Source organism: Streptomyces sp. NPDC058240, from assembly GCF_042882135.1.
Lineage (GTDB): Bacteria > Actinomycetota > Actinomycetes > Streptomycetales > Streptomycetaceae > Streptomyces.
The window spans coordinates 189,085-208,557 of sequence record NZ_JBHVWT010000003.1 but is presented as its reverse complement, the minus strand read 5'-3'; the positions used below and the strand labels follow the sequence as shown (position 1 = coordinate 208,557).

Annotated in this window: 18 protein-coding genes; 6 read left to right on the top strand and 12 right to left on the bottom strand. The window is 70.2% G+C overall.

Translation table 11 applies throughout. The features are described from left to right. Positions 1-120 precede the first annotated feature (120 nt). Positions 121-522 (top strand): YccF domain-containing protein, encoded by a 402-nt coding sequence (locus ACFVX4_RS08720; RefSeq protein ID WP_072485811.1) that lies wholly within the window; start codon positions 121-123, stop codon positions 520-522. Positions 523-599: 77 nt separating this feature from the next. Here the strand turns inward: ACFVX4_RS08720 and htpX are convergent, their stop codons facing one another. The 12 genes from htpX to ACFVX4_RS08660 form a co-directional block, all read right to left on the bottom strand. Beyond that, positions 600-1,463 (bottom strand): zinc metalloprotease HtpX, encoded by an 864-nt coding sequence (htpX, locus tag ACFVX4_RS08715; RefSeq protein WP_389973439.1) that lies wholly within the window; start codon positions 1,461-1,463, stop codon positions 600-602. Positions 1,464-1,679: 216 nt separating this feature from the next. Beyond that, positions 1,680-2,135, bottom strand: coding sequence for an MscL family protein (locus ACFVX4_RS08710; protein ID WP_389973437.1), 456 nt, complete (start codon positions 2,133-2,135; stop codon positions 1,680-1,682). A gap of 94 nt (positions 2,136-2,229) precedes the next feature. Next, entirely contained in the window at positions 2,230-3,840 is a 1,611-nt protein-coding gene (locus ACFVX4_RS08705; protein ID WP_389973435.1) for an NADH-quinone oxidoreductase subunit N, read from the bottom strand. Next, entirely contained in the window at positions 3,837-5,384 is a 1,548-nt protein-coding gene (locus ACFVX4_RS08700) for a NuoM family protein (RefSeq protein WP_389973996.1), read from the bottom strand. Before ACFVX4_RS08700 ends, ACFVX4_RS08705 begins: the two co-directional genes overlap by 4 nt. Positions 5,385-5,411: 27 nt before the next feature. Next, complete coding sequence (locus ACFVX4_RS08695; RefSeq protein ID WP_389973432.1) at positions 5,412-7,457, bottom strand: NADH-quinone oxidoreductase subunit L; 2,046 nt, start codon at positions 7,455-7,457, stop codon at positions 5,412-5,414. Next, positions 7,454-7,861, bottom strand: a complete 408-nt coding sequence (gene nuoK / locus ACFVX4_RS08690; protein ID WP_389973430.1) for an NADH-quinone oxidoreductase subunit NuoK — start codon at positions 7,859-7,861, stop codon at positions 7,454-7,456. The genes ACFVX4_RS08695 and nuoK overlap by 4 nt, the downstream gene beginning before the upstream one ends. Then, on the bottom strand, positions 7,861-8,451 hold the full coding sequence (locus ACFVX4_RS08685; RefSeq protein WP_389973427.1) for an NADH-quinone oxidoreductase subunit J: 591 nt from the start codon (positions 8,449-8,451) through the stop codon (positions 7,861-7,863). The genes nuoK and ACFVX4_RS08685 overlap by 1 nt, the downstream gene beginning before the upstream one ends. After that, positions 8,448-9,056 carry a NuoI/complex I 23 kDa subunit family protein gene (locus ACFVX4_RS08680; RefSeq protein ID WP_389973425.1) on the bottom strand — a complete coding sequence of 203 codons (609 nt, stop codon included), beginning with the start codon at positions 9,054-9,056 and terminating at the stop codon, positions 8,448-8,450. The genes ACFVX4_RS08685 and ACFVX4_RS08680 overlap by 4 nt, the downstream gene beginning before the upstream one ends. After that, complete coding sequence (locus ACFVX4_RS08675) at positions 9,056-10,024, bottom strand: complex I subunit 1 family protein (protein ID WP_266415574.1); 969 nt, start codon at positions 10,022-10,024, stop codon at positions 9,056-9,058. Before ACFVX4_RS08675 ends, ACFVX4_RS08680 begins: the two co-directional genes overlap by 1 nt. Next, positions 10,021-11,340 (bottom strand): NADH-quinone oxidoreductase subunit C, encoded by a 1,320-nt coding sequence (locus ACFVX4_RS08670; protein ID WP_389973422.1) that lies wholly within the window; start codon positions 11,338-11,340, stop codon positions 10,021-10,023. Before ACFVX4_RS08670 ends, ACFVX4_RS08675 begins: the two co-directional genes overlap by 4 nt. Next, a complete protein-coding gene (locus ACFVX4_RS08665; protein WP_389973419.1) occupies positions 11,337-11,984 on the bottom strand; it encodes an NADH-quinone oxidoreductase subunit B in 648 nt (215 codons plus the stop codon). The genes ACFVX4_RS08670 and ACFVX4_RS08665 overlap by 4 nt, the downstream gene beginning before the upstream one ends. Next, complete coding sequence (locus tag ACFVX4_RS08660) at positions 11,975-12,376, bottom strand: NADH-quinone oxidoreductase subunit A (protein WP_189544080.1); 402 nt, start codon at positions 12,374-12,376, stop codon at positions 11,975-11,977. Before ACFVX4_RS08660 ends, ACFVX4_RS08665 begins: the two co-directional genes overlap by 10 nt. 170 nt (positions 12,377-12,546) lie before the next feature. Here ACFVX4_RS08660 and ACFVX4_RS08655 point away from each other — a divergent pair, with 170 nt between their 5' ends. The 5 genes from ACFVX4_RS08655 to ACFVX4_RS08635 all read left to right on the top strand — a co-directional run bounded on the left by ACFVX4_RS08655 (position 12,547) and on the right by ACFVX4_RS08635 (position 19,472). Further along, a complete protein-coding gene (locus tag ACFVX4_RS08655; RefSeq protein ID WP_389973417.1) occupies positions 12,547-13,764 on the top strand; it encodes a sensor histidine kinase in 1,218 nt (405 codons plus the stop codon). A 251-nt stretch (positions 13,765-14,015) separates the two neighbouring features. Beyond that, positions 14,016-15,371 (top strand): sensor histidine kinase, encoded by a 1,356-nt coding sequence (locus ACFVX4_RS08650; RefSeq protein WP_389973415.1) that lies wholly within the window; start codon positions 14,016-14,018, stop codon positions 15,369-15,371. A gap of 103 nt (positions 15,372-15,474) precedes the next feature. Further along, entirely contained in the window at positions 15,475-16,149 is a 675-nt protein-coding gene (locus tag ACFVX4_RS08645) for a LuxR C-terminal-related transcriptional regulator (protein WP_389973412.1), read from the top strand. Positions 16,150-16,465: 316 nt separating this feature from the next. Continuing rightward, a complete protein-coding gene (locus tag ACFVX4_RS08640; protein ID WP_389973410.1) occupies positions 16,466-18,421 on the top strand; it encodes a 2-oxoacid:acceptor oxidoreductase subunit alpha in 1,956 nt (651 codons plus the stop codon). Beyond that, on the top strand, positions 18,414-19,472 hold the full coding sequence (locus ACFVX4_RS08635; RefSeq protein WP_389973407.1) for a 2-oxoacid:ferredoxin oxidoreductase subunit beta: 1,059 nt from the start codon (positions 18,414-18,416) through the stop codon (positions 19,470-19,472). The genes ACFVX4_RS08640 and ACFVX4_RS08635 overlap by 8 nt, the downstream gene beginning before the upstream one ends. Position 19,473 lies beyond the last annotated feature (1 nt).

Sequence of the window (19,473 nt, the reverse complement as noted above, 5' to 3'; positions counted from 1 at the left end):
GCCGTCCGCCTGCGCTCCTCGTCACTCCACGGGCCCGTTCCGGTTACTGCTGTCCGTGACCGGGGCTGATACTGACCATGCAGAGCGACGACGGGCAAAACCCTCGGAAGGCGAGTGACCATGAAGCTCATACAGCTGATCCTGAACATCCTGTGGGTGGTGTTCTGCGGGTTCTGGATGGCCCTCGGCTACCTCGTCGCCGCGATCATCTGCTTCGTGCTGATCGTGACGATCCCGTTCGGCATCGCGTCCCTGAGGATCGCCGGTTACGTGTTGTGGCCGTTCGGGCGGACGACCGTGGAGCGGCCCGACGCGGGTGCGCCGTCCTGCGTCGGCAATGTGATCTGGCTCGTCTTCGCCGGGTGGTGGCTCGCGCTGGGGCACCTGATCACCAGCATCCCGCTGTTCGTGTCGATCATCGGTATCCCCTTCGGCTGGGCGAACCTGAAGATGATCCCCATCTCGCTGATGCCGCTGGGCCGCGAGGTGGTCCCGAGCGACGAGGCCTTCGGCGCCCGCTGATCGCTCCGAGCGGCCCCGGACTCCTCGTCCGGGGCCGCTCGCGTGAGCCGACGCGTCGATGGAGTCCCGACAGGCTCTCAGGGGCGGGGGCCCGCCATCTGCTCCAGCCGGGCGATGCGCTCCGCCATGGGCGGATGCGTCGAGAAGAGTTTGGACATGCCCTGGCCGGGGCGGAACGGATTCGCGATCATCATGTGGCTCGCGGTCTCGATCCTCGGCTCCGGTGGAAGCGGGAGCTGTTTCGTTCCTGCGTCGAGCTTGCGCAGGGCACTGGCCAGGGCCAGCGGGTCGCCGGTCAGCTGGGCACCGGAGGCGTCCGCCTCGTACTCGCGGGAGCGGCTGACGGCCAGCTGGATGACGGACGCCGCGATGGGGCCGAGGATCATGATCATCAGCATCCCGAGGATCCCGGGCCCGTCGTCGTCGTTGGACCGGCCCACCGGGATCAGCCAGGCGAAGTTGACCAGGAACATGACGACGGAGGCGAGCGCTCCGGCGACGGACGAGATCAGGATGTCGCGGTTGTAGACATGGCTCAGCTCGTGTCCCAGTACGCCGCGCAGCTCCCGCTCGTCCAGGATCTGCAGGATGCCTTCGGTGCAGCAGACTGCGGCGTTGCGCGGATTGCGCCCGGTGGCGAAGGCGTTGGGGGCCTGCGTCGGAGAGATGTAGAGCCGGGGCATGGGCTGGCGGGCAGCGGTGGAGAGCTCGCGGACCATGAGGTAGAGCTGTGGTGCCTCGAACTCGCTGACGGGGCGGGCCCGCATGGCCCTGAGCGCCAGCTTGTCGCTGTTCCAGTACGCGTAGGCGTTGGTGCCGACGGCTACGAGGAGCGCGACGATCAGGCCCGTACGTCCGAAGAAGCTTCCGATGACGATGATGAGTGCGGACAGTCCCCCGAGGAGTACGGCGGTTCTCAGCCCGTTGTGCCGGCGGTGCACGGTACGCCCTCCAAATGGTGCGGCAGGGGAACCCTTTGCTTGGTGGTCTCCACTCCCCCAGTGGAGCCTCCCGTACAGGTCAACGCGAGGCGAGAGGAGCTAGTTCCCTTGTGCGCGCCGCCGCAGGGCAGGGCCTGTCCGGCACTCGCGGGCCGGATCAGGCTCTGGGCCGTACGGGTCAGTGGCTGTGCGCGTGCCGGTCCGGTGCCCGGTCGCTCAGCGCTGGGCGGGGAAGCCGGCGACCGCGAGCGCCTCGGAGTCCGGCTTGATCTCGCTGGTGCAGTGGGCGCAGCGGGAGGCGATGGCCGGGATCTCGGTGTAGCAGCGGGGGCAGTCGCGCAGGGCGGCCTTGATGTCGACCTTCTCCGCCTTGGCGAAACGGTTCTGGACCTTCGCCATGGGAACCACGACACCGAAGTAGAGGACCGCGGCGGTGATCAGGAACGCGATGGCGGCGGCCAGGAACTTCCCGTACGGGAAGATGGCGCCCTCGACCGAGAACTGCGCCGAGCTGAAGTCTCCGACGGAACCGGTGGCGAGGCCGATCAGTGGGGTGATGAAGGCCGTGCTGAAGCCGGTGACGACCGCGGTGAACGCTGCTCCGACGGCCAGCCCGATGGCCATGGAGATGACGTTTCCGCGCAGGATGAAGTCCTTGAACCCGTTCAGCACTGCTCTTGCTCCTCTGGAATGCGTATGTGTGGGGGGTGTGCGGGCAAGACCTTGCCCTGTACGGGCCGTCCCGGGCAAACCGATCTTCGGTATGTCAGAAGAGATTGACGGCGGCGAACCTGAGGACCGTCTGCGGAGCGCCTGAGAGCACCACACCGGCGACGGCGGTGAGCGTGATCGCGACGGCGAGGGAGGCCGGGGCTCCATGCCTGGTGGGGGCGGGTGTGAAGCCGTCCGCCGGGGTCTCGTCGCGGGCCGCCGCCGGGGCTCCTTCCGGAGCCTCCTCCGGGGCGCGGAAGAGCGTCGCGGTCCACTGGAGGTAGTAGTAGAGCGCGATCACGACGTTGACGGCCATGACGACGGCGAGCCAGCCGAGTCCGGCGTCGACGGCCGCGGAGAAGACCGTGACCTTGGCGAAGAGACCGATGACGCCGGGCGGCAGGCCCGCCAGGCAGAGCAGGAAGAAGGCCATCGCCAGGGCGGCGAGGGGTCGGGTGGCGTACAGACCGCGGTAGTCGGTGATCCGGTTGCCGGGGCTGGTACGGGCGACCAGGGCGGCGACCGCGAAGGCCCCGAGGTTCACGACGGCGTACATGAGGGCGTACGCGACGGTGGAGCCGATGTGCTCGTCGCTGGAGTACGCGGCGGCGGCGATCGGCACCAGCAGGTAGCCGGCCTGGGCGACGGACGACCAGGCGAGCAGGCGCACGGCGCTGCGTGCCCGGCCGGCGTTCTGGCGCAGGGCGGCGACGTTGCCGATCGTCATGGTGAGCGCGGCGAGGACGGCGAGGGCCGGTCCCCAGACATCGGCGTACGCCGGGAACGCGACCACGGTGACAAGGATGAGGCCGGAGAAGCCGACCGCCTTGCCGACGACCGAGAGGTAGGCCGCGACCGGCAGGGGGGCGCCGATGTACGTGTCGGGAACCCAGAAGTGGAAGGGCGCGGCGGCCGTCTTGAACGCGAAGCCGACCAGGGTGAGGGCGACGCCCACCTTGGCGAGGGTGTCGAGCTGACCGGGTACGTCGTCGAGCCGGGCGGCGATCTCGGTGAGGTGCAGGGTGCCGGTGGTCGCGTACACGAAGCTGACGCCGAGCAGCATGACGGCGGTCGCGACGACGGAGGAGAGGAAGAACTTCAGGGCGGCCTCGGAGGACCGCCGGTCGCCGCGCTTGATGCCGACGAGCGCGAAGGCGGGCAGCGAGGCGACTTCGAGGGCGACGACGAGGGTGGCGAGATCGCGGGCGGCGGGCAGCAGTGCGGCGCCGGACGCGGAGGACAGCAGCAGGAACCAGAACTCGCCGGCGGGGAGCTTGCGGATGTCGCCGAGCGAGAGCAGGGCGGTGAGCAGGGCGCCGCCGAGCACGAGGGCCTGGATGACCAGGGCGAAGTGGTCGGCGGTGTAGCTGCAGGCGTCGGCGGCGCCGGATCCGGTGGCCGCCGCATTGAGGCAGAAGGTGGAGCGGTCGCCGTCGCGCAGCGGGACGAGGAGGGCCAGGGCGGCGACGAGCCCGGTGATGGTCAGCGCGCCGAGGAGCGGTTTGCGGCGCTCGGGCAGGAAGAGGTCGGTGACCAGGACGATCAGCGCCATGGCCGCGACGACGACCGGGGGTGCGATCGCGAGCCAGTCGACGGACTGGATGAGGCTGGTGGTGCTCTCGGCCGCGGTGGTGACGAGGTCCGGGGTGACGACGGCTGTGGTCACGACTTGCCTCCTGCGAGGAGCTTCTGCACGGCCGGGTCGGTGAGGCCGAGGAGGACGGCGGGCCACAGACCGGCGAGGACGGTGAGCGCGACGAGCGGGGTCCAGGCGGCGAATTCGTACGCCTGGACATCGGCGAGATGCGGCTCTTCGCGCTTCTCACCCATGCAGACCCGGCGTACGACCATGAGCATGTACGCGGCGGTGAGCAGGGTGCCGAACGCGGCGATCGACATGAAGGTGAGGAAGGCGGGCCGGCTGAGGCCGTCGGCGGGGTCGAAGGAGCCGAACAGGGCGAGCATCTCGCCCCAGAATCCGGCGAGGCCCGGCAGGCCGAGGGAGGCGACGGCGGCGAAGGCGAGGAGGCCGCCGAGGTGGGGTGCCCGGCCGTAGAGCGCGGCTCCGGTGGCCCCGGAGAGGGTGTCGAGGTCGGCAGTGCCGTACCTGTCCTTGACCGCGCCGACGAGGAAGAACAGCAGGCCGGTGATGAGGCCGTGGGCGATGTTGGCGAAGAGCGCGCCGTTGACTCCGGTGGGCGTCATGCTCGCGATGCCGAGGAGCACGAAGCCCATGTGTCCGACGGAGGAGTACGCGATCAGGCGCTTGAGGTCGCCCTTGGAGCCGGGGCGGACCAGCGCCAGGCAGGCCAGCGATCCGTAGATGATGCCGACGACCGCGAAGGCGGCGAGGTAGGGCGCGAAGGTGTGCATCCCGTCGGGGGCGATGGGGAGCAGGATGCGGACGAATCCGTACGTGCCCATCTTCAGCAGGACGCCCGCGAGGAGGACCGAGCCGACGGTCGGGGCGGCGGTGTGGGCGTCCGGCAGCCAGCTGTGCAGCGGCCACATCGGGGTCTTCACGGCGAGCCCGATGCCGATCGCCAGAACGGCGATGACCTGCACGGACGAGGTGAGTCCACGGCCGTTGTCAGTGGCGAGTGCCACCATGTCGAAGGTGCCGCTCTTCAGTCCGATGAGGAGCAGGCCCAGCAGCATGACGACCGAGCCGAGCAGTGTGTAGAGGATGAACTTCCAGGCGGCGGCCTGCCGCTGCGCACCGCCCCAGCGGGCGATGAGGAAGTACATCGGGATGAGCACCATCTCGAACGCCAGGAAGAACAGCAGCAGGTCGAGTACGGCGAAGGTCACGAGGGTGCCGGACTCCAGGACGAGCAGGAGAGCGACGAAGGCCTTCGGGGAGGGGCCCGCGGGCAGCTTGAAGTAGCTGTAGAGCGCGCAGAGGAAGGTCAGCAGCGCGGTCAGTACGAGAAGGGGGAGCGAGATGCCGTCGATGCCGAGATGGATGCGGACGTCGAGCGCCGGGATCCAGCTGATGTCGGTGGTGGCCTGCATCTTCGACGGGTGGTCGTGGTCGAAGCCCGCGGCGAGGACGATCGCGGCGACGAGGATCGCACCGGTGACGGTCACGCCGTGGCGGAGCACGGCCTGGTCGGGGCTGGTTCCCTTCAGTCCCGGCGGGGCCGGCAGCAGGGCGGCCACGGCGCCGATGAGCGGGACGACGACGATGAACGCGAGAAGGAACTGCATCACGGATTCACTGATATCGATCACGGCTCACGACCCGGCGTTGGTGTTGGCGAAGACGACGGCGGCGATCGCCAGGACCAGGGAACCCGCGAGCAGCGCGCCGAGGTAGGTCTGCACGTTGCCGGTCTGGGCTCGGCGGACGGCGGTGCCGAGCCAGCGTGCGCCGGTGCCGGAGCCGCGTACGTAGGTGTCGACGACCTCGCGGTCCAGGAAGCGGACGAGGCTCGCCGCGGCCTGGACGGGGCGGACGAACAGCGCCGTGTACAGGGCGTCGAGGTGGAAACCGGCGGCGGCGTGGTGGTGGAGCGGGCCGAGCAGCAGTCGGCCGGGGTCGGCCGGGTCGGGGGCGTCCCCGTCGGCTCCGTAGGCGGCGGTGTGTGCCGTCATGGCCTGGGCCTCGATGAGGGCGGGTTCGGCGTCGGGGTGGGCGACGACGGTGCCGACGGTGGTACGGGCGGCGAGCGCCGAGGTGTGGCGCCAGGCGCCGTAGGTGACGAGGCCGCCGACGAGGCCGACGCCCGTGGAGAGGACGGCGGTGGTGACGGTCGGGGTGAGGCTGTGGCCGTCGAACCAGTCGGTGATCGTGCCGACGGTCAGTCCGAAGGCGATGGTGGGGATGGCGAGGACCCAGAGGACGGCGGTCATCGCGACGGGCTGCCTGCCGTGGTCGGGGGCCTCGGCGCCGCGCCCCCGGAAGGCGAGGAGCCAGAGGCGGGTGGCGTACGCGGCGGTGAGGACGGCGGCGAGCAGTCCGGCGACGAGTACGGTCCAGCCGGCGGCGGCCGGGGCGACGTGCCGGTCCCCGAGCGCGGTGTGCTCGGCGGCGACGAGGACGGCTTCCTTGGAGAAGAAGCCGGCGAACGGAGGGATGGCGGCGAGCGCGAGCAGGGCGACGGTCATCGTCCAGTAGGCGTCCGGGATGCGCTTCGTCAGGCCGCCCATGCGGGACATGGCGGCCAGCGAGTTGGTCCCGGCGGCGTGGATGACGACGCCGGCCGCGAGGAAGAGGACGGCCTTGAACGCGCCGTGGGAGAGGAGGTGGAAGACGGCGGCCCCGCGGTCGCCGACGGCCAGGGCGCCGGCCATGTAGCCGAGCTGGCCGATCGTCGAGTAGGCGAGGACCCGCTTGATGTCGTCCTGGGCGAGGGCGGCGAGTCCTGAGCCGATCATCGTGATCGCCGCCATGACGGCGAGTACGACGAGCGCCGCGCCGGACTGGGCGAAGACGGGGAGGAGCCGGGCCACGAAGTAGATGCCGGCGGCGACCATCGTCGCGGCATGGATGAGCGCGGAGACGGGGGTGGGGCCGGCCATCGCGTCGGGCAGCCAGGTGTGCAGGGGGAACTGCGCCGACTTGCCGGCGACGCCCGCGAGGAGCAGCAGGGCGATGAGGGTGGGGTGGTCCAGGCCGCCGTTGGCGACGGCGCCCAGGATGCCGGTGATGCGGAAGGTGCCGGTGTCGGCGGCGAGCGCGAACAGGCCGATCAGGAAGGGGACATCGCCGAGCTTGGTGACCAGGAAGGCCTTGAGGGAGGCGGCGCGGGCTTCGGGCGTCTCCCAGTAGTGGCCGACGAGGAAGTACGAGCAGATGCCCATGATCTCCCAGCCAACCAGGAGCACCATCAGGTCGCCCGAGTAGACGACGAGCAGCATTGCGGAGGTGAAGAGGGAGACGAGGGCGGCGTACGAGGGGTAGCGGGGGTCGTCGCGCAGATAGGCGGTCGAGTAGATCTGCACACAGGTCGCGACGAGCCCGACCAGGACGGCGACGAGGACCGCGAAGCCGTCGAGGTGCAGGGCGAGGTCGATCGGGACCGAGCCGGTGGGGGTGAGCTGGGTCGCGGCGTCGATGGCCCGGCCGCCGCCCTGGCGTGCGGCGACGACGGCGGCGATGACGGCGGCGGCGAGGGTGGGCAGTACGGCGAGGGGCCGTACGAAGCCGGGGGCAAAGAGAAGCGCGCGAAGCCCCTTCTCGGGGCGGCGGCGGGAGACGGGCGGGCCGGACAGGAGACCGGCCGCGGCGCCCAGGAACGGAAGGAGGGGGACGAGGACGGCGAGGGTCGTGGTGGTCACGCGGTGGCCTCTGCCTTCTTTGCCTTCCCTGCCGCAGCAGTGGCCTGGTCTTCGGTGCCGGTGCCGGACTCGTCGTCCGGGAGGGCTTCGGCGGCGTCGGTCTCGGCGGTGTCGCGGAGGCGGTCGACGTCCGAGCTGCCGCGGTTGCGGTACACGGCGAGGACGATCGCCAGGCCGATGCCGATCTCCGCCGCCGAGATGGCGATGGTGAAGAGGGTGAGGGCCTGGCCGGAGTGCAGGGTGTCGCGGAGCCAGACGTCGAAGGCGACCAGGTTGAGGTTGACGGCGTTGAGCATCAGCTCGACGGACATCAGGACCAGGATCGCGTTGCGACGGGCGAGCACTCCGTACAGCCCGGTGCAGAAGAGGAGGGCGGCGAGCACGGCGGGATAGGCGAGGTGCATCAGCTCTGCTCCTTACCGCGCTTGCGGGACAGGACGATCGCGCCGACTAGGGCGGCTAGCAGCAGGACGGAGAGTGCTTCGAACGGCAGCACCCAGTGCCGGAAGAGGAAGGAGCCGGTCACGTCGGTCGAGCCCCGGGCCGGTCCGCCCAGGTCGATCCAGGTGGTCCGGAAGGCGTCGACGACGACCCAGACGAGCGCGCCGGCGGAGGCGACCGCCACGGCGAGGGCCGCCCAGCGGTTGCCCGAGTCGGCGTCCGGGGAGCGGCCGATGGGGGCCCTGGTGAGCATCAGCCCGAAGAGAAGGAGGACGACCACGGAACCGACGTAGATCAGTACCTGCACCCAGGCGATGAACTCCGCGGTGAGCAGGAGGTACTCGACGGCGAGACCCCCGAGCGCCACGACCAGCCAGAGGGCGGCATGCACCAGCTGCTTGGTCGTGACGGTGACGAGGGCCGCGCCGAGGGTGGCGATGCCGACGAGGACGAAGGCGATCTCGATGCCGGTCGGGGAGAGGAAGCCGGAGTGGGCCGGCTGGGCGGCGAGGGCGGTGTGAGCGGAGTGGGCCGCGGTGGCTGCGAGTGTCACTCCTCCCCCTCTGCTTCGCTCTGGTTCTGCTGGGTTTCCTGAGCCTGTCGGGCCTGCTGTGCCTGCTGGGCTTCCTGGGCGCGCTGGGCTTCGAGTTTCTCCGCCGTCTTGCGGGCGGCGGCGATCTCCTTCGGCTCCTCGGCGCCCGGGTCGAGCGCCGGCGGTTCCGGCACCGTCCACATCCATGCGCGGAGCTTGTCGCGCTCATGGGTGAGTTCGAGGATGTCCGTCTCCGCGTACTCGAACTCCGGCGACCAGAACAGCGCGTCGAAGGGGCACACCTCGATGCAGATACCGCAGTACATGCAGAGCGAGAAGTCGATCGCGAAGCGGTCGAGGACATTGCGGCTGCGCTCGCGGCCGCCCGGGGTCGAGGCCGGCACCGTCTCCTTGTGGGAGTCGATGTAGACGCACCAGTCGGGGCACTCACGGGCGCAGAGCATGCAGACCGTGCAGTTCTCCTCGAACAGCGCGATGACGCCGCGGGAGCGGGGCGGGAGCTCGGGCTGGACGTCCGGGTACTGCGCGGTGACCGTCTTCCTCGTCATCGTCCGCAGGGTGACGGCCAGGCCCTTGGCCAGGCCGGAGCCGGGAATCGGGGGCATCAGCTGATCGCCACCTTCACGATGCCGGTGAGCGCGATCTGCGCGAGAGCGAGCGGGATGAGCGTGGTCCAGGCGAGCTTCTGCAGCTGATCCTCGCGGAGCCGGGGGTAGGACACCCGCAGCCAGATGACGACGAAGGCGAGGACCGCGGTCTTGAGGAGCGTCCAGACCCAGCCGAGTCCGTCGGCGCCGAACGGGCCGTGCCAGCCGCCGAGGAAGAGAACGGTGGTCAGTCCGCACAGGACGACGATGCCCGCGTACTCGGCGAGCAGGAACAGGGCGAAGCGCAGGCCGGTGTACTCGGTGTACGCGCCGAAGATGATCTCCGAGTCGGCGACCGGCATGTCGAACGGCGGGCGTTGCAGCTCCGCGAGTCCGGCCACGAAGAAGACCAGCGCGCCGACGATCTGCCAGGGCAGCCACCACCACTCGAAGGCATCGAGGATGCCCGGGAGGGAGACGGTGCCGGCCGCCATCGCGACGGAGGCGGCGGCGAGCAGCATCGGCAGTTCGTACGCGAGCAGCTGGGCGGCGGTACGGAGGCCGCCGAGGAGGGAGAACTTGTTCGCCGACGCCCAGCCGGCCATCAGCGAGCCGAGGACTCCTACGCCCATGACGGCGAGCACGAAGAAGATGCCCGCGTCGACGACCTGCCCGACCGCGCCCTCGCCGGGGCCGATCGGGATGGCGACGAGTACGAGGAGGTACGGGAGCAGCGCGACGGCCGGCGCGAGCTGGAAGATCCGGCGGTCGGCCTCGGCCGGGACGATGTCTTCCTTCTGCGCGAACTTCACGCCGTCCGCGACGAGCTGGGCCCAGCCGTGGAAGCCGCCGGCGTACATGGGGCCGAGGCGGCCCTGCATATGGGCCATCACCTTGTGCTCGGTCTGCCCGACGACGAGCGGGAGGACCATGAACACGGCGAAGACGATGACGAGGCGGAGGGCGACGTCCAGTACGTCGTTCACGCGGTATCGCCTCCGGCGGGGGGATCGGGGGTCTCTGGGGTTTTCGCGGTTTCTGGGGTTTGCGGGGTCTCTGGGGTTTTCGGGTGCGCCGAGGGTTCGGGGTGGTTCGCGGGGGTGGTCTCGGTAGCGGGGGTGGCGTCGGTGTCGGTGTCCGCGTCGGGGGTGCCGCTGCGCGTGGCCTCTCCCCTACCCGCCTCTTCCCGAACCGGGGGCTCCGCCCCCGGACCCCCGCTCCTCGAACGCCGGAGGGGCTGGGGAGTACCGGGGTCCGGAGTGGCCCCGCCAAGACCGGGAGCAGCCGGGTCCGGAATGGTCCCGTCCGGCTGGGGAGCACCCGAGTCCGCCCCCGCCCCCGCATTCGCGTCGAAAGCCGGGCGGGCGTGATGCCACGGGGCATCGCTGGTTCCGAGGCTCGGGTCCGCTGCCCCGGTCCCCGTACCCGTATCGGTCCCCGTACCCGTACCCGCACCCGGCGCAACCGTCTCCGCCTGCCGGCTCGTCGGCTGCTGGCTCGCCGAGCCCTGGGAAGCGCTCCGAGTGCGGCGCGGGGTCGTGGTCCTGGGTGTCGTCTCCGTACCCGCATCCGCGCCCGCTTCTGGGGCCGGGGCCGCTGCCGCCGCTGCCGTGCGCTGGGCGGCCGAGCCCTCGCTCGTGCTGCGGGTGCGGCGCACCGGGCGGTCGCCCGCCGCTCGCGGGGTGCGGGCCGGGCGGGACGGGGCGGGCGGGAGCTGGCCCTTCAGGGGGCCCCATTCGTTCGGGTCGGGGACGCCGGGCGGCAGCATCGTGCGCCGCTTCGGGCCGCCGTGCTCCGACTCGCCCGGCTCCTTCGCGCCGGGCCAGGCCTTCGCGACGCGCGCCGCCAGCACGAAGTCCTTGCGCAGCGGGTGGCCCTCGAAGCCCTCGGGCAGCAGCAGCGGCACCAGGTGCGGGTGGCCGTCGAAGCCGATGCCGAACATCTCGTGCGTCTCGCGCTCGTGCCAGGCGGCGCCCGCGTAGACGTCGATCGCGGTGGGAAGGACCGCCGCCTCGTGCGGAACGGTCGTACGGATCATGAGCCGACGGACCTTGCCCCCGGCCAGGGCCGCGACATGGACGCAGACCCGGAAGCCGGTGCCCGGTTCGTCGACCGCGCTCAGCCAGTCGAAATACGTGCAGCCCAGCCGGTCGCGGGCCGTTTCGAGGGCGGCGATCCAGGCGGCGGCCGGTACGTCGACGGTCAGCAGGTCGTACGCGTACTCCGCCGTCGCGTCCTCGCCGAAGAGCTCGGCGGCGGCGTCGGGCAGGCGGTCGTAGGCGTCGGCAGGGGTGGTGGTCATGCGCGGTCCTTCCCCGGGGCCGGCGCCGGGTCCTGCGGGGGCGCGACCAGGCCGCTGCGCAGTGCGGCGGTGGAGGGACGGCTGCCGCCGCCCGTCGCGTACCGCTCGCCCAGCGACTCCCGGGCGATCTTCTCCTGGAGCTTGAGGATGCCCTGGAGCAGCGCCTCCGGCCGGGGCGGGCAGCCGGGGACGTAGACATCGACCGGGATGATCTGGTCCACGCCCTTGGTCACGGAGTACGAGTCCCAGTACGGGCCGCCGCAGTTGGAACAGGCACCGAAGGAGATGACGTACTTGGGCTCGGGCATCTGCTCGTACAGCCGCTTCACCGCCGGGGCCATCTTGTCCGTCACCGTGCCGGAAACGATCATGAGATCGGCCTGGCGCGGGCCGGGCGCGAACGGGATCACGCCGAGCCGGATGAAGTCGTGCCGGGCCATGGAGGCGGCGATGAATTCGATGGCGCAGCAGGCGAGCCCGAAGTTGAAGACCCAGAGGCTGTAGCGGCGGCCCCAGTTCAGGACCACCTTCATCGGCTCGGGCGCCAGGCGCGACAGGACGCCGAGCCGCTTGGGCTCCGGCAGGAAGGTCGGCTCGGGCTGCGGTTCGGATCCCTCGTCGGCCCGCGGGCTGGTCACGTCCATTCGAGGACGCCCTTCTTCCATGCGTAGAGCAGTCCTACGGCCAGGAAACCGAGGAAGATGAACATTTCGACCAGCGTCGTCGCCCCGTATCCGGGTGCGGCGAATACGGTCGCCCACGGAAACAGGAAGATCGAGTCGACGGCGAAGATCACGTACAGGAAGGCATAGACGTAATAACGGACCTGGGTATGTGCCCATCCTTCACCCACCGGATCCACGCCGCACTCGTACGTCAGGAGCTTTTCCGGCGTCGGGACCACAGGACGCAGCAGTCGGCCGGCCCCGAAGGCGACGGCGACGAACAGCACGCCGATCACGGCGAGCAGTCCGACCACTGAGTAACCGTGGAAGTAGTCCGACGCGAGAACGGTCGATTCCGGCAGGTCCGCCACGTCCGCCCCTCGCTCCCTCGAATCCGTCCGGTGATCTGTACGCACGGGAGTCTAGGCCCTGTTAAAGAGACGGTAAGCAGCCGCGTCGGACAAGGGGTGGGGTTATCCCTACTTCACCTCACCCATGAGCCCCATGGCGTGCGCCGGTCCGGCCCGGCAGGCTGGGGCGTATGACCATGAGCCCCCCGGTGCCGGACAACGACCGACCACCGCCCGCCCGCCTCGTCCTCGACCGTTGGACCTGGAAGGAGATCGGCCATCTGCTGGCCAATCTCCCCATGGCCATTGCCGGGTTCGTTTACACGGTTGTCATGATCGCTGTCGGCGTGGGACTTGCGGTCACGGTGATCGGTCTGCCCCTGCTCGCCCTCGGGCTGCACGGGGCGCGGCTGATCGGCAAGGCCGAGCGGGGCCGGGCGCGGGCGATGCTCGGGGTGCGGATCGACGAGCCGAGCCCGATGGATCTGTCCCGCCGGGACAAGGGGTTCTTCTCCTGGCTGTGGTCGAGCATCAAGGACCCGGTGGGCTGGCGGACGGTGCTGTACTCCTTCATCCGGCTGCCCTGGGGCGTACTCACCTTCGCGGTGACGCTCGTGAGCCTCCTCGTGCTGTGGCCGGTGCTCCCCCATGTCGCGCGGCTCCTCAGCAACGTGGACCGGTCGATGGTGCGCGGGCTGCTCTCGCCCTCCGACGAGCTGGAGCGCCGGATCGCCGAGCTGGAGTCGGACCGGGGGGTGGTCGTCGACACGGCCGCCGCCGACCTGCGCCGCATCGAACGCGACCTCCACGACGGCGCCCAGGCCCGCCTCGTCGCCCTCGCCATGGGCCTGGGCCTGGCGAAGGAGAAGCTGACCGACGACCCCGAAGCCGCGGCCCGCATGGTCGACGAGGCCCACGGCGAGGTCAAGGTCGCCCTCCAGGAACTGCGCGACCTCGCCCGCGGCATCCACCCCGCCGTCCTCACCGACCGCGGACTCGACGCCGCACTCTCCGCCATCGCCTCCCGCTGCACCGTCCCCGTCGCAGTGAGCGTGGATCTGCCGGGGCGTCCCGCGGAGGCGATCGAGGGGATCGCGTACTTCACGGTCTCCGAGCTGCTCCAGAATGTGAGCAAGCACAGCGCGGCGCGTTCAGCGTCCGTCGAGGTGTGGCGCTCCGGGGAGCGGCTGATGCTCCAGGTCACCGACGACGGACGGGGCGGGGCCCGGATGGACGGCGGTACGGGAATGGCGGGGCTGGCCGAGCGGCTGGGCGCCGTCGACGGGCTGTTCGTCCTCGACTCACCGGTCGGCGGACCCACGACGGTCACCGCGGAACTGCCCTGGCGGGACCGTGAGCAGCGGAAGGACAAGGAGCCGGGCAATACGGGGGCGGCCGAGCGCCGCTAGCCTCCCCCGGTCGAGCGCCACCAGCCTCCCCGGCCGAGCACCGCCAGCCTCGCCCGGCCGACCGCCACCAGTGCAGCCCGGTCGAGCGCCACCAGTACAGCCCGTGCATGGCCGTACGCACCCCTCGATGGTGGGGAAAACCCCCGGCCGAAGAGGGATACCCCCCTCATGGCGGGCCGGCCCGCGGAACAGCACCCTTGTCATAACGGCAACAGACCGCTGATGAAGATGAGAAGAAACGGACAGCACCCATGGCCACGGCATACGGACCGGACACTCGGGACCACCAGCGGTCCGGAGCCGACTTCGGGGACCATCCCCCGGTGAAGCACTTCTTCCCCGCCGCGCTGCGCGCGCCCGTCGAGGGCAGGACCTGGCGCGAGCTCACGTACCTGCTGCTGAGCCTGCCGATCGGCGTGGTCCTGTTCTGCCTCTCGATCCCCCTGACGACGCTGGGCGTCGGCATGCTGATCACCTTCCTCGGGGTTCCGATCCTGGCCGGCGCGCTGGCCATGTGCCGCGGCTTCGGCGCGATGGAACGGGCACGGGCGCGCGGACTGCTGAAGGTGGATGTGGCGGCCCCGGCGCCGGTGCGCGGCAGGACCGGCGGCCTGATGTCCTGGATGGGCGCGATGCTCAAGAGCGGGGCGTCCTGGCGGCATCTGCTCTACGCACTGCTGCACATGCCGTGGGCGATCTTCGCCTTCTCCGTCGCGGTGACGTTCTGGACGATCGGGTGGACCGCGTTCACCTACCCGCTGTGGCGCTGGGTCTTCCCGGCGTACACGGGTCGGGGCGGCATTCAGCTGTACAGCGACCGGGCCCATGACGTCCGCCTCGACTCCTCCGTCGAAATGGCCCTGACCAGCGCGGTCGGCCTGGTGTTCGTCCTCGTCACGCCGTGGATCATCCGTGGTCTGGTGAGCGTGGACCGGGTCATGGTGGCCGGGCTGCTCGGGCCGTCCCGGCTGGCGACCCGCGTCTCGGAGCTGGAGTCGGACCGGGGGGTGGTCGTCGACACGGCCGCCGCCGACCTGCGCCGCATCGAACGCGACCTCCACGACGGCGCCCAGGCCCGCCTCGTCGCCCTCGCCATGGATCTGGGCCTGGCGAAGGAGAAGCTGACCGACGACCCCGAAGCCGCGGCCCGCATGGTCGACGAGGCCCACGGCGAGGTCAAGGTCGCCCTCCAGGAACTGCGCGACCTCGCCCGCGGCATCCACCCCGCCGTCCTCACCGACCGCGGACTCGACGCCGCACTCTCCGCCATCGCCTCCCGCTGCACCGTCCCGGTCAACGTCGAGGTGGACCTGGCCTCCCGGCCGGCCCAGGCGATCGAGGGCATCGCGTACTTCACGGTCTCCGAGCTGCTCCAGAACGTGAGCAAGCACGCACGGGCGACCCGCGCCTCGGTCGATGTGTGGCGGGCGGCGGACCGGCTGATGCTCCAGGTCACCGACAACGGGCGCGGCGGCGCCGATGTGTCGTCGGGCAGCGGGCTCGCCGGGCTGACCGAGCGGCTGGAGGCGGTGGACGGCGTCCTGGTCGTGGATTCCCCGCAGGGCGGCCCGACCCGGATCACGGCCGAGTTGCCGTGGCGCGGCTGAACACGGCTGAAGTCCACCCGGCGGCCGAGGACAGCAGGGCGCCGATGCTGGGATGCTGGAGACCGTAGATGCGGGACCAGCGAACAGTGGGGGATACGGCTTCATGGTGGAGGACAGGGTGCGAGTAGTCATCGCCGAGGATTCGGTGCTGCTCCGGGAAGGACTCACCCGGCTGCTGACCGATCTGGGGCATGACGTCGTCGCCGGAGTGGGGGACGCCGAGGCGCTGATCAAGACGGTGAGCGATCTGGCGGGGCAGGACGCGCTGCCCGATGTGGTGGTCGCCGATGTGCGGATGCCTCCGACCCACACCGACGAGGGTGTGCGGGCGGCCGTGCGGCTGCGGAAGGACTATCCGGGGATCGGGGTGCTGGTCCTTTCGCAGTACGTCGAGGAGCAGTACGCGACCGAGTTGCTGGCCGGGTCCAGCCGGGGCGTGGGATATCTGCTGAAGGACCGGGTCGCCGAGGTCAGGGAGTTCGTGGACGCGGTGGTCCGGGTGGCGCAGGGCGGGACGGCGCTGGACCCGGAGGTGGTGGCGCAGCTGCTGGGCCGGAGTCGTAAACAGGACGTCCTGGCCGGGCTGACGCCGCGCGAGCGCGAGGTGCTCGGCCTGATGGCGGAGGGGCGGACGAACTCCGCGGTGGCCAGGCAGCTGGTGGTGAGCGACGGCGCCGTGGAGAAGCACGTCAGCAATATCTTCCTGAAGCTGGGGCTGTCCCCCAGTGACGGGGATCACCGCCGGGTGCTGGCCGTTCTGACCTACCTGAAATCCTGATGAACTGACACCCTGTCAGATATCTGGTGGAGGTCACCGCGGGGAGCCGGCCACGGCCGCCGCGGTGACCGGGGCGGGGTACCGGCACCGATGAACGTCACCGGGGTCCTAGCACCAAAGGATGAGTGCACAGCGTCTTCATCGAACGGCTGGGGGGCTTGCGAAACATGACAAACCGGTATCAAATCGCGTCCCAAAATGACGTCCACCATTTGACCGGTCCGGGGAAGGCGACCCTTACCGACGTAGGGTGGGCATGGGGACCGTCGGCGGGCCGGCGGGACCCGAGCCGCCGCCCCGAGGGAGGTCCAGTTCAGTGACCAGCCAGGTCAGTAGCCCAGCCGAACAGGCCGATGAGGCCAGCGAGGCGCTCGTCGGGGGACAGCGTGCCCCCCGCCCCGATCATGCGGGCGCCGGCGAGAAGGAGATCCGCCGCCTCGATCGGGTGATCATCCGCTTCGCGGGTGACTCCGGAGACGGTATGCAGCTCACCGGTGACCGCTTCACTTCGGAGACCGCGTCGTTCGGAAACGATCTTTCGACGCTGCCGAACTTTCCCGCCGAGATCCGCGCCCCCGCAGGGACCCTGCCGGGGGTTTCTTCGTTCCAGCTGCATTTCGCGGACCACGACATCCTCACGCCGGGGGATGCGCCGAACGTCCTGGTCGCGATGAATCCGGCCGCGTTGAAGGCGAACATCGGCGATGTGCCGCGCGGGGCGGAAATCATCGTGAACACCGATGAGTTCACCAAGCGGCCGATGGCGAAGGTCGGCTACCCGACCAGTCCGCTGGAGGACGGGTCGCTGGACGGCTACAACGTCCACCCCGTCCCGCTGACGACGCTCACGATCGAGGCGCTGAAGGAGTTCGGGCTCTCCCGCAAGGAGGCCGAACGGTCGAAGAACATGTTCGCGCTGGGTCTGCTGTCGTGGATGTATCACCGTCCGACCGAGGGGACCGAGGCGTTCCTGCGGGCGAAGTTCGCGAAGAAGCCGCAGATCGCGGAGGCGAACGTGGCGGCGTTCAGGGCCGGATGGAATTTCGGGGAGACCACGGAGGACTTCGCGGTCTCCTACGAGGTGGCGCCCGCCTCGCAGGCGTTCCCGGCGGGTACGTACCGCAATATCTCGGGGAACCTGGCGCTGTCGTACGGGCTGATCGCCGCGTCCCGGCAGGCGGACCTGCCGCTGTATCTGGGCTCGTACCCGATCACTCCGGCCTCCGACATCCTGCACGAGCTGAGCAAGCACAAGAACTTCGGGGTGCGGACCTTCCAGGCCGAGGACGAGATCGCGGGGATCGGGGCGGCGCTGGGGGCCGCGTTCGGCGGATCCCTCGCCGTGACCACCACCTCCGGGCCCGGGGTGGCGCTGAAGTCGGAGACGATCGGGCTCGCCGTCTCCCTGGAGCTGCCGCTGATCGTGATCGACATCCAGCGCGGCGGCCCGTCCACCGGTCTGCCGACCAAGACCGAGCAGGCCGACCTGCTCCAGGCGATGTACGGGCGCAACGGCGAGGCCCCGGTCCCGATCGTGGCCCCCAGGACCCCGGCCGACTGCTTCGACGCCGCCCTGGAAGCCGCCCGCATCGCCCTGACCTACCGCACCCCCGTCTTCCTGCTCTCCGACGGGTACCTCGCCAACGGCTCCGAACCGTGGAAGATCCCCGAGACCGACGAACTGCCCGACCTACGGGTCCGGTTCGCGACCGGCCCCAACCATGAACTGGCCGACGGCACCGAGGTGTTCTGGCCCTACAAGCGCGACCCGCACACCCTGGCCCGGCCGTGGGCGGTGCCCGGCACCCCTGGTCTCGAACACCGCATCGGCGGCATCGAGAAGCAGGACGGCAGCGGCAACATCTCCTACGACCCGGCCAACCACGACCTCATGGTCCGCACCCGCCAGGCCAAGATCGACAACATCGAGGTCCCCGACCTCCAGGTCGACGACCCCTCCGACGCCAGGACCCTGGTGCTGGGCTGGGGCTCCACCTACGGCCCCATCACCGCCGCCGTCCGCCGGCTCCGCGCGGCCGGACAGCCCATTGCCCAGGCCCATCTGCGCAACCTCAACCCCTTCCCGGGCAACCTCGGCGACATCGTCAAGCGGTACGACAAGGTCATCGTCCCCGAGATGAACCTCGGCCAGCTCGCCACCCTCATCCGGGCCAAGTACCTCGTCGACGCCCACAGCTACAACCAGGTCAACGGCATGCCGTTCAAGGCCGAACAGCTCGCGACGGCACTCAAGGAGGCCATCGATGCCTGACGCCAACCAGCTCCTGCACCTGGTGCCCAAGGCCGAGGCCAAGCAGTCCATGAAGGACTTCAAGTCGGACCAGGAAGTCCGCTGGTGCCCCGGCTGCGGCGACTACGCCGTCCTCGCGGCCGTCCAGGGCTTCATGCCCGAGCTCGGCCTCGCGAAGGAGAACATCGTCTTCGTCTCCGGCATCGGCTGCTCCTCCCGCTTCCCGTACTACATGAACACCTACGGGATGCACTCCATCCACGGCCGCGCCCCGGCCATCGCCACCGGGCTCGCCTCCTCCCGCCGCGACCTGTCCGTCTGGGTCGTCACCGGCGACGGTGACGCCCTGTCCATCGGCGGCAACCACCTCATCCACGCCCTGCGCCGCAATGTGAACCTCAAGATCCTCCTGTTCAACAACCGGATCTACGGCCTCACCAAGGGCCAGTACTCCCCCACCTCCGAAGTCGGCAAGATCACCAAATCCACCCCGATGGGCTCCCTGGACGCCCCGTTCAACCCGGTCTCCCTGGCCATCGGCGCGGAAGCATCCTTCGTGGCCCGCACCATCGACTCCGACCGCAAGCACCTCACGAGCGTGCTGCGCGCGGCGGCCGACCACCCGGGCACGGCGCTGGTGGAGATCTACCAGAACTGCAACATCTTCAACGACGGCGCGTTCGAGGCCCTCAAGGACAAGGAACGCGCCCAGGACGCCGTCATCCGCCTCGAACACGGACAGCCCATCCGCTTCGGCACCGACAACACCAAGGGCGTCGTCCGCGACCCCGGCACCGGCGACCTCCAGGTCGTCACCGTCACCCCGGAGAACGAACAACAAATCCTGGTCCACGACGCCCACGCGGCCTCCCCGACCACCGCCTTCGCCCTTTCCCGCCTCGCCGACCCCGACACCCTCCACCAGACCCCCATCGGTGTCCTGCGCGACATCGACCGCCCCGTCTACGACACCCTCATGGCGGACCAGCTCGACACCGCCGTCGAACAGCACGGCAAGGGCGACCTCGCCGCTCTCCTCGCCGGCAACGACAACTGGACCGTCGTCGGCTAGG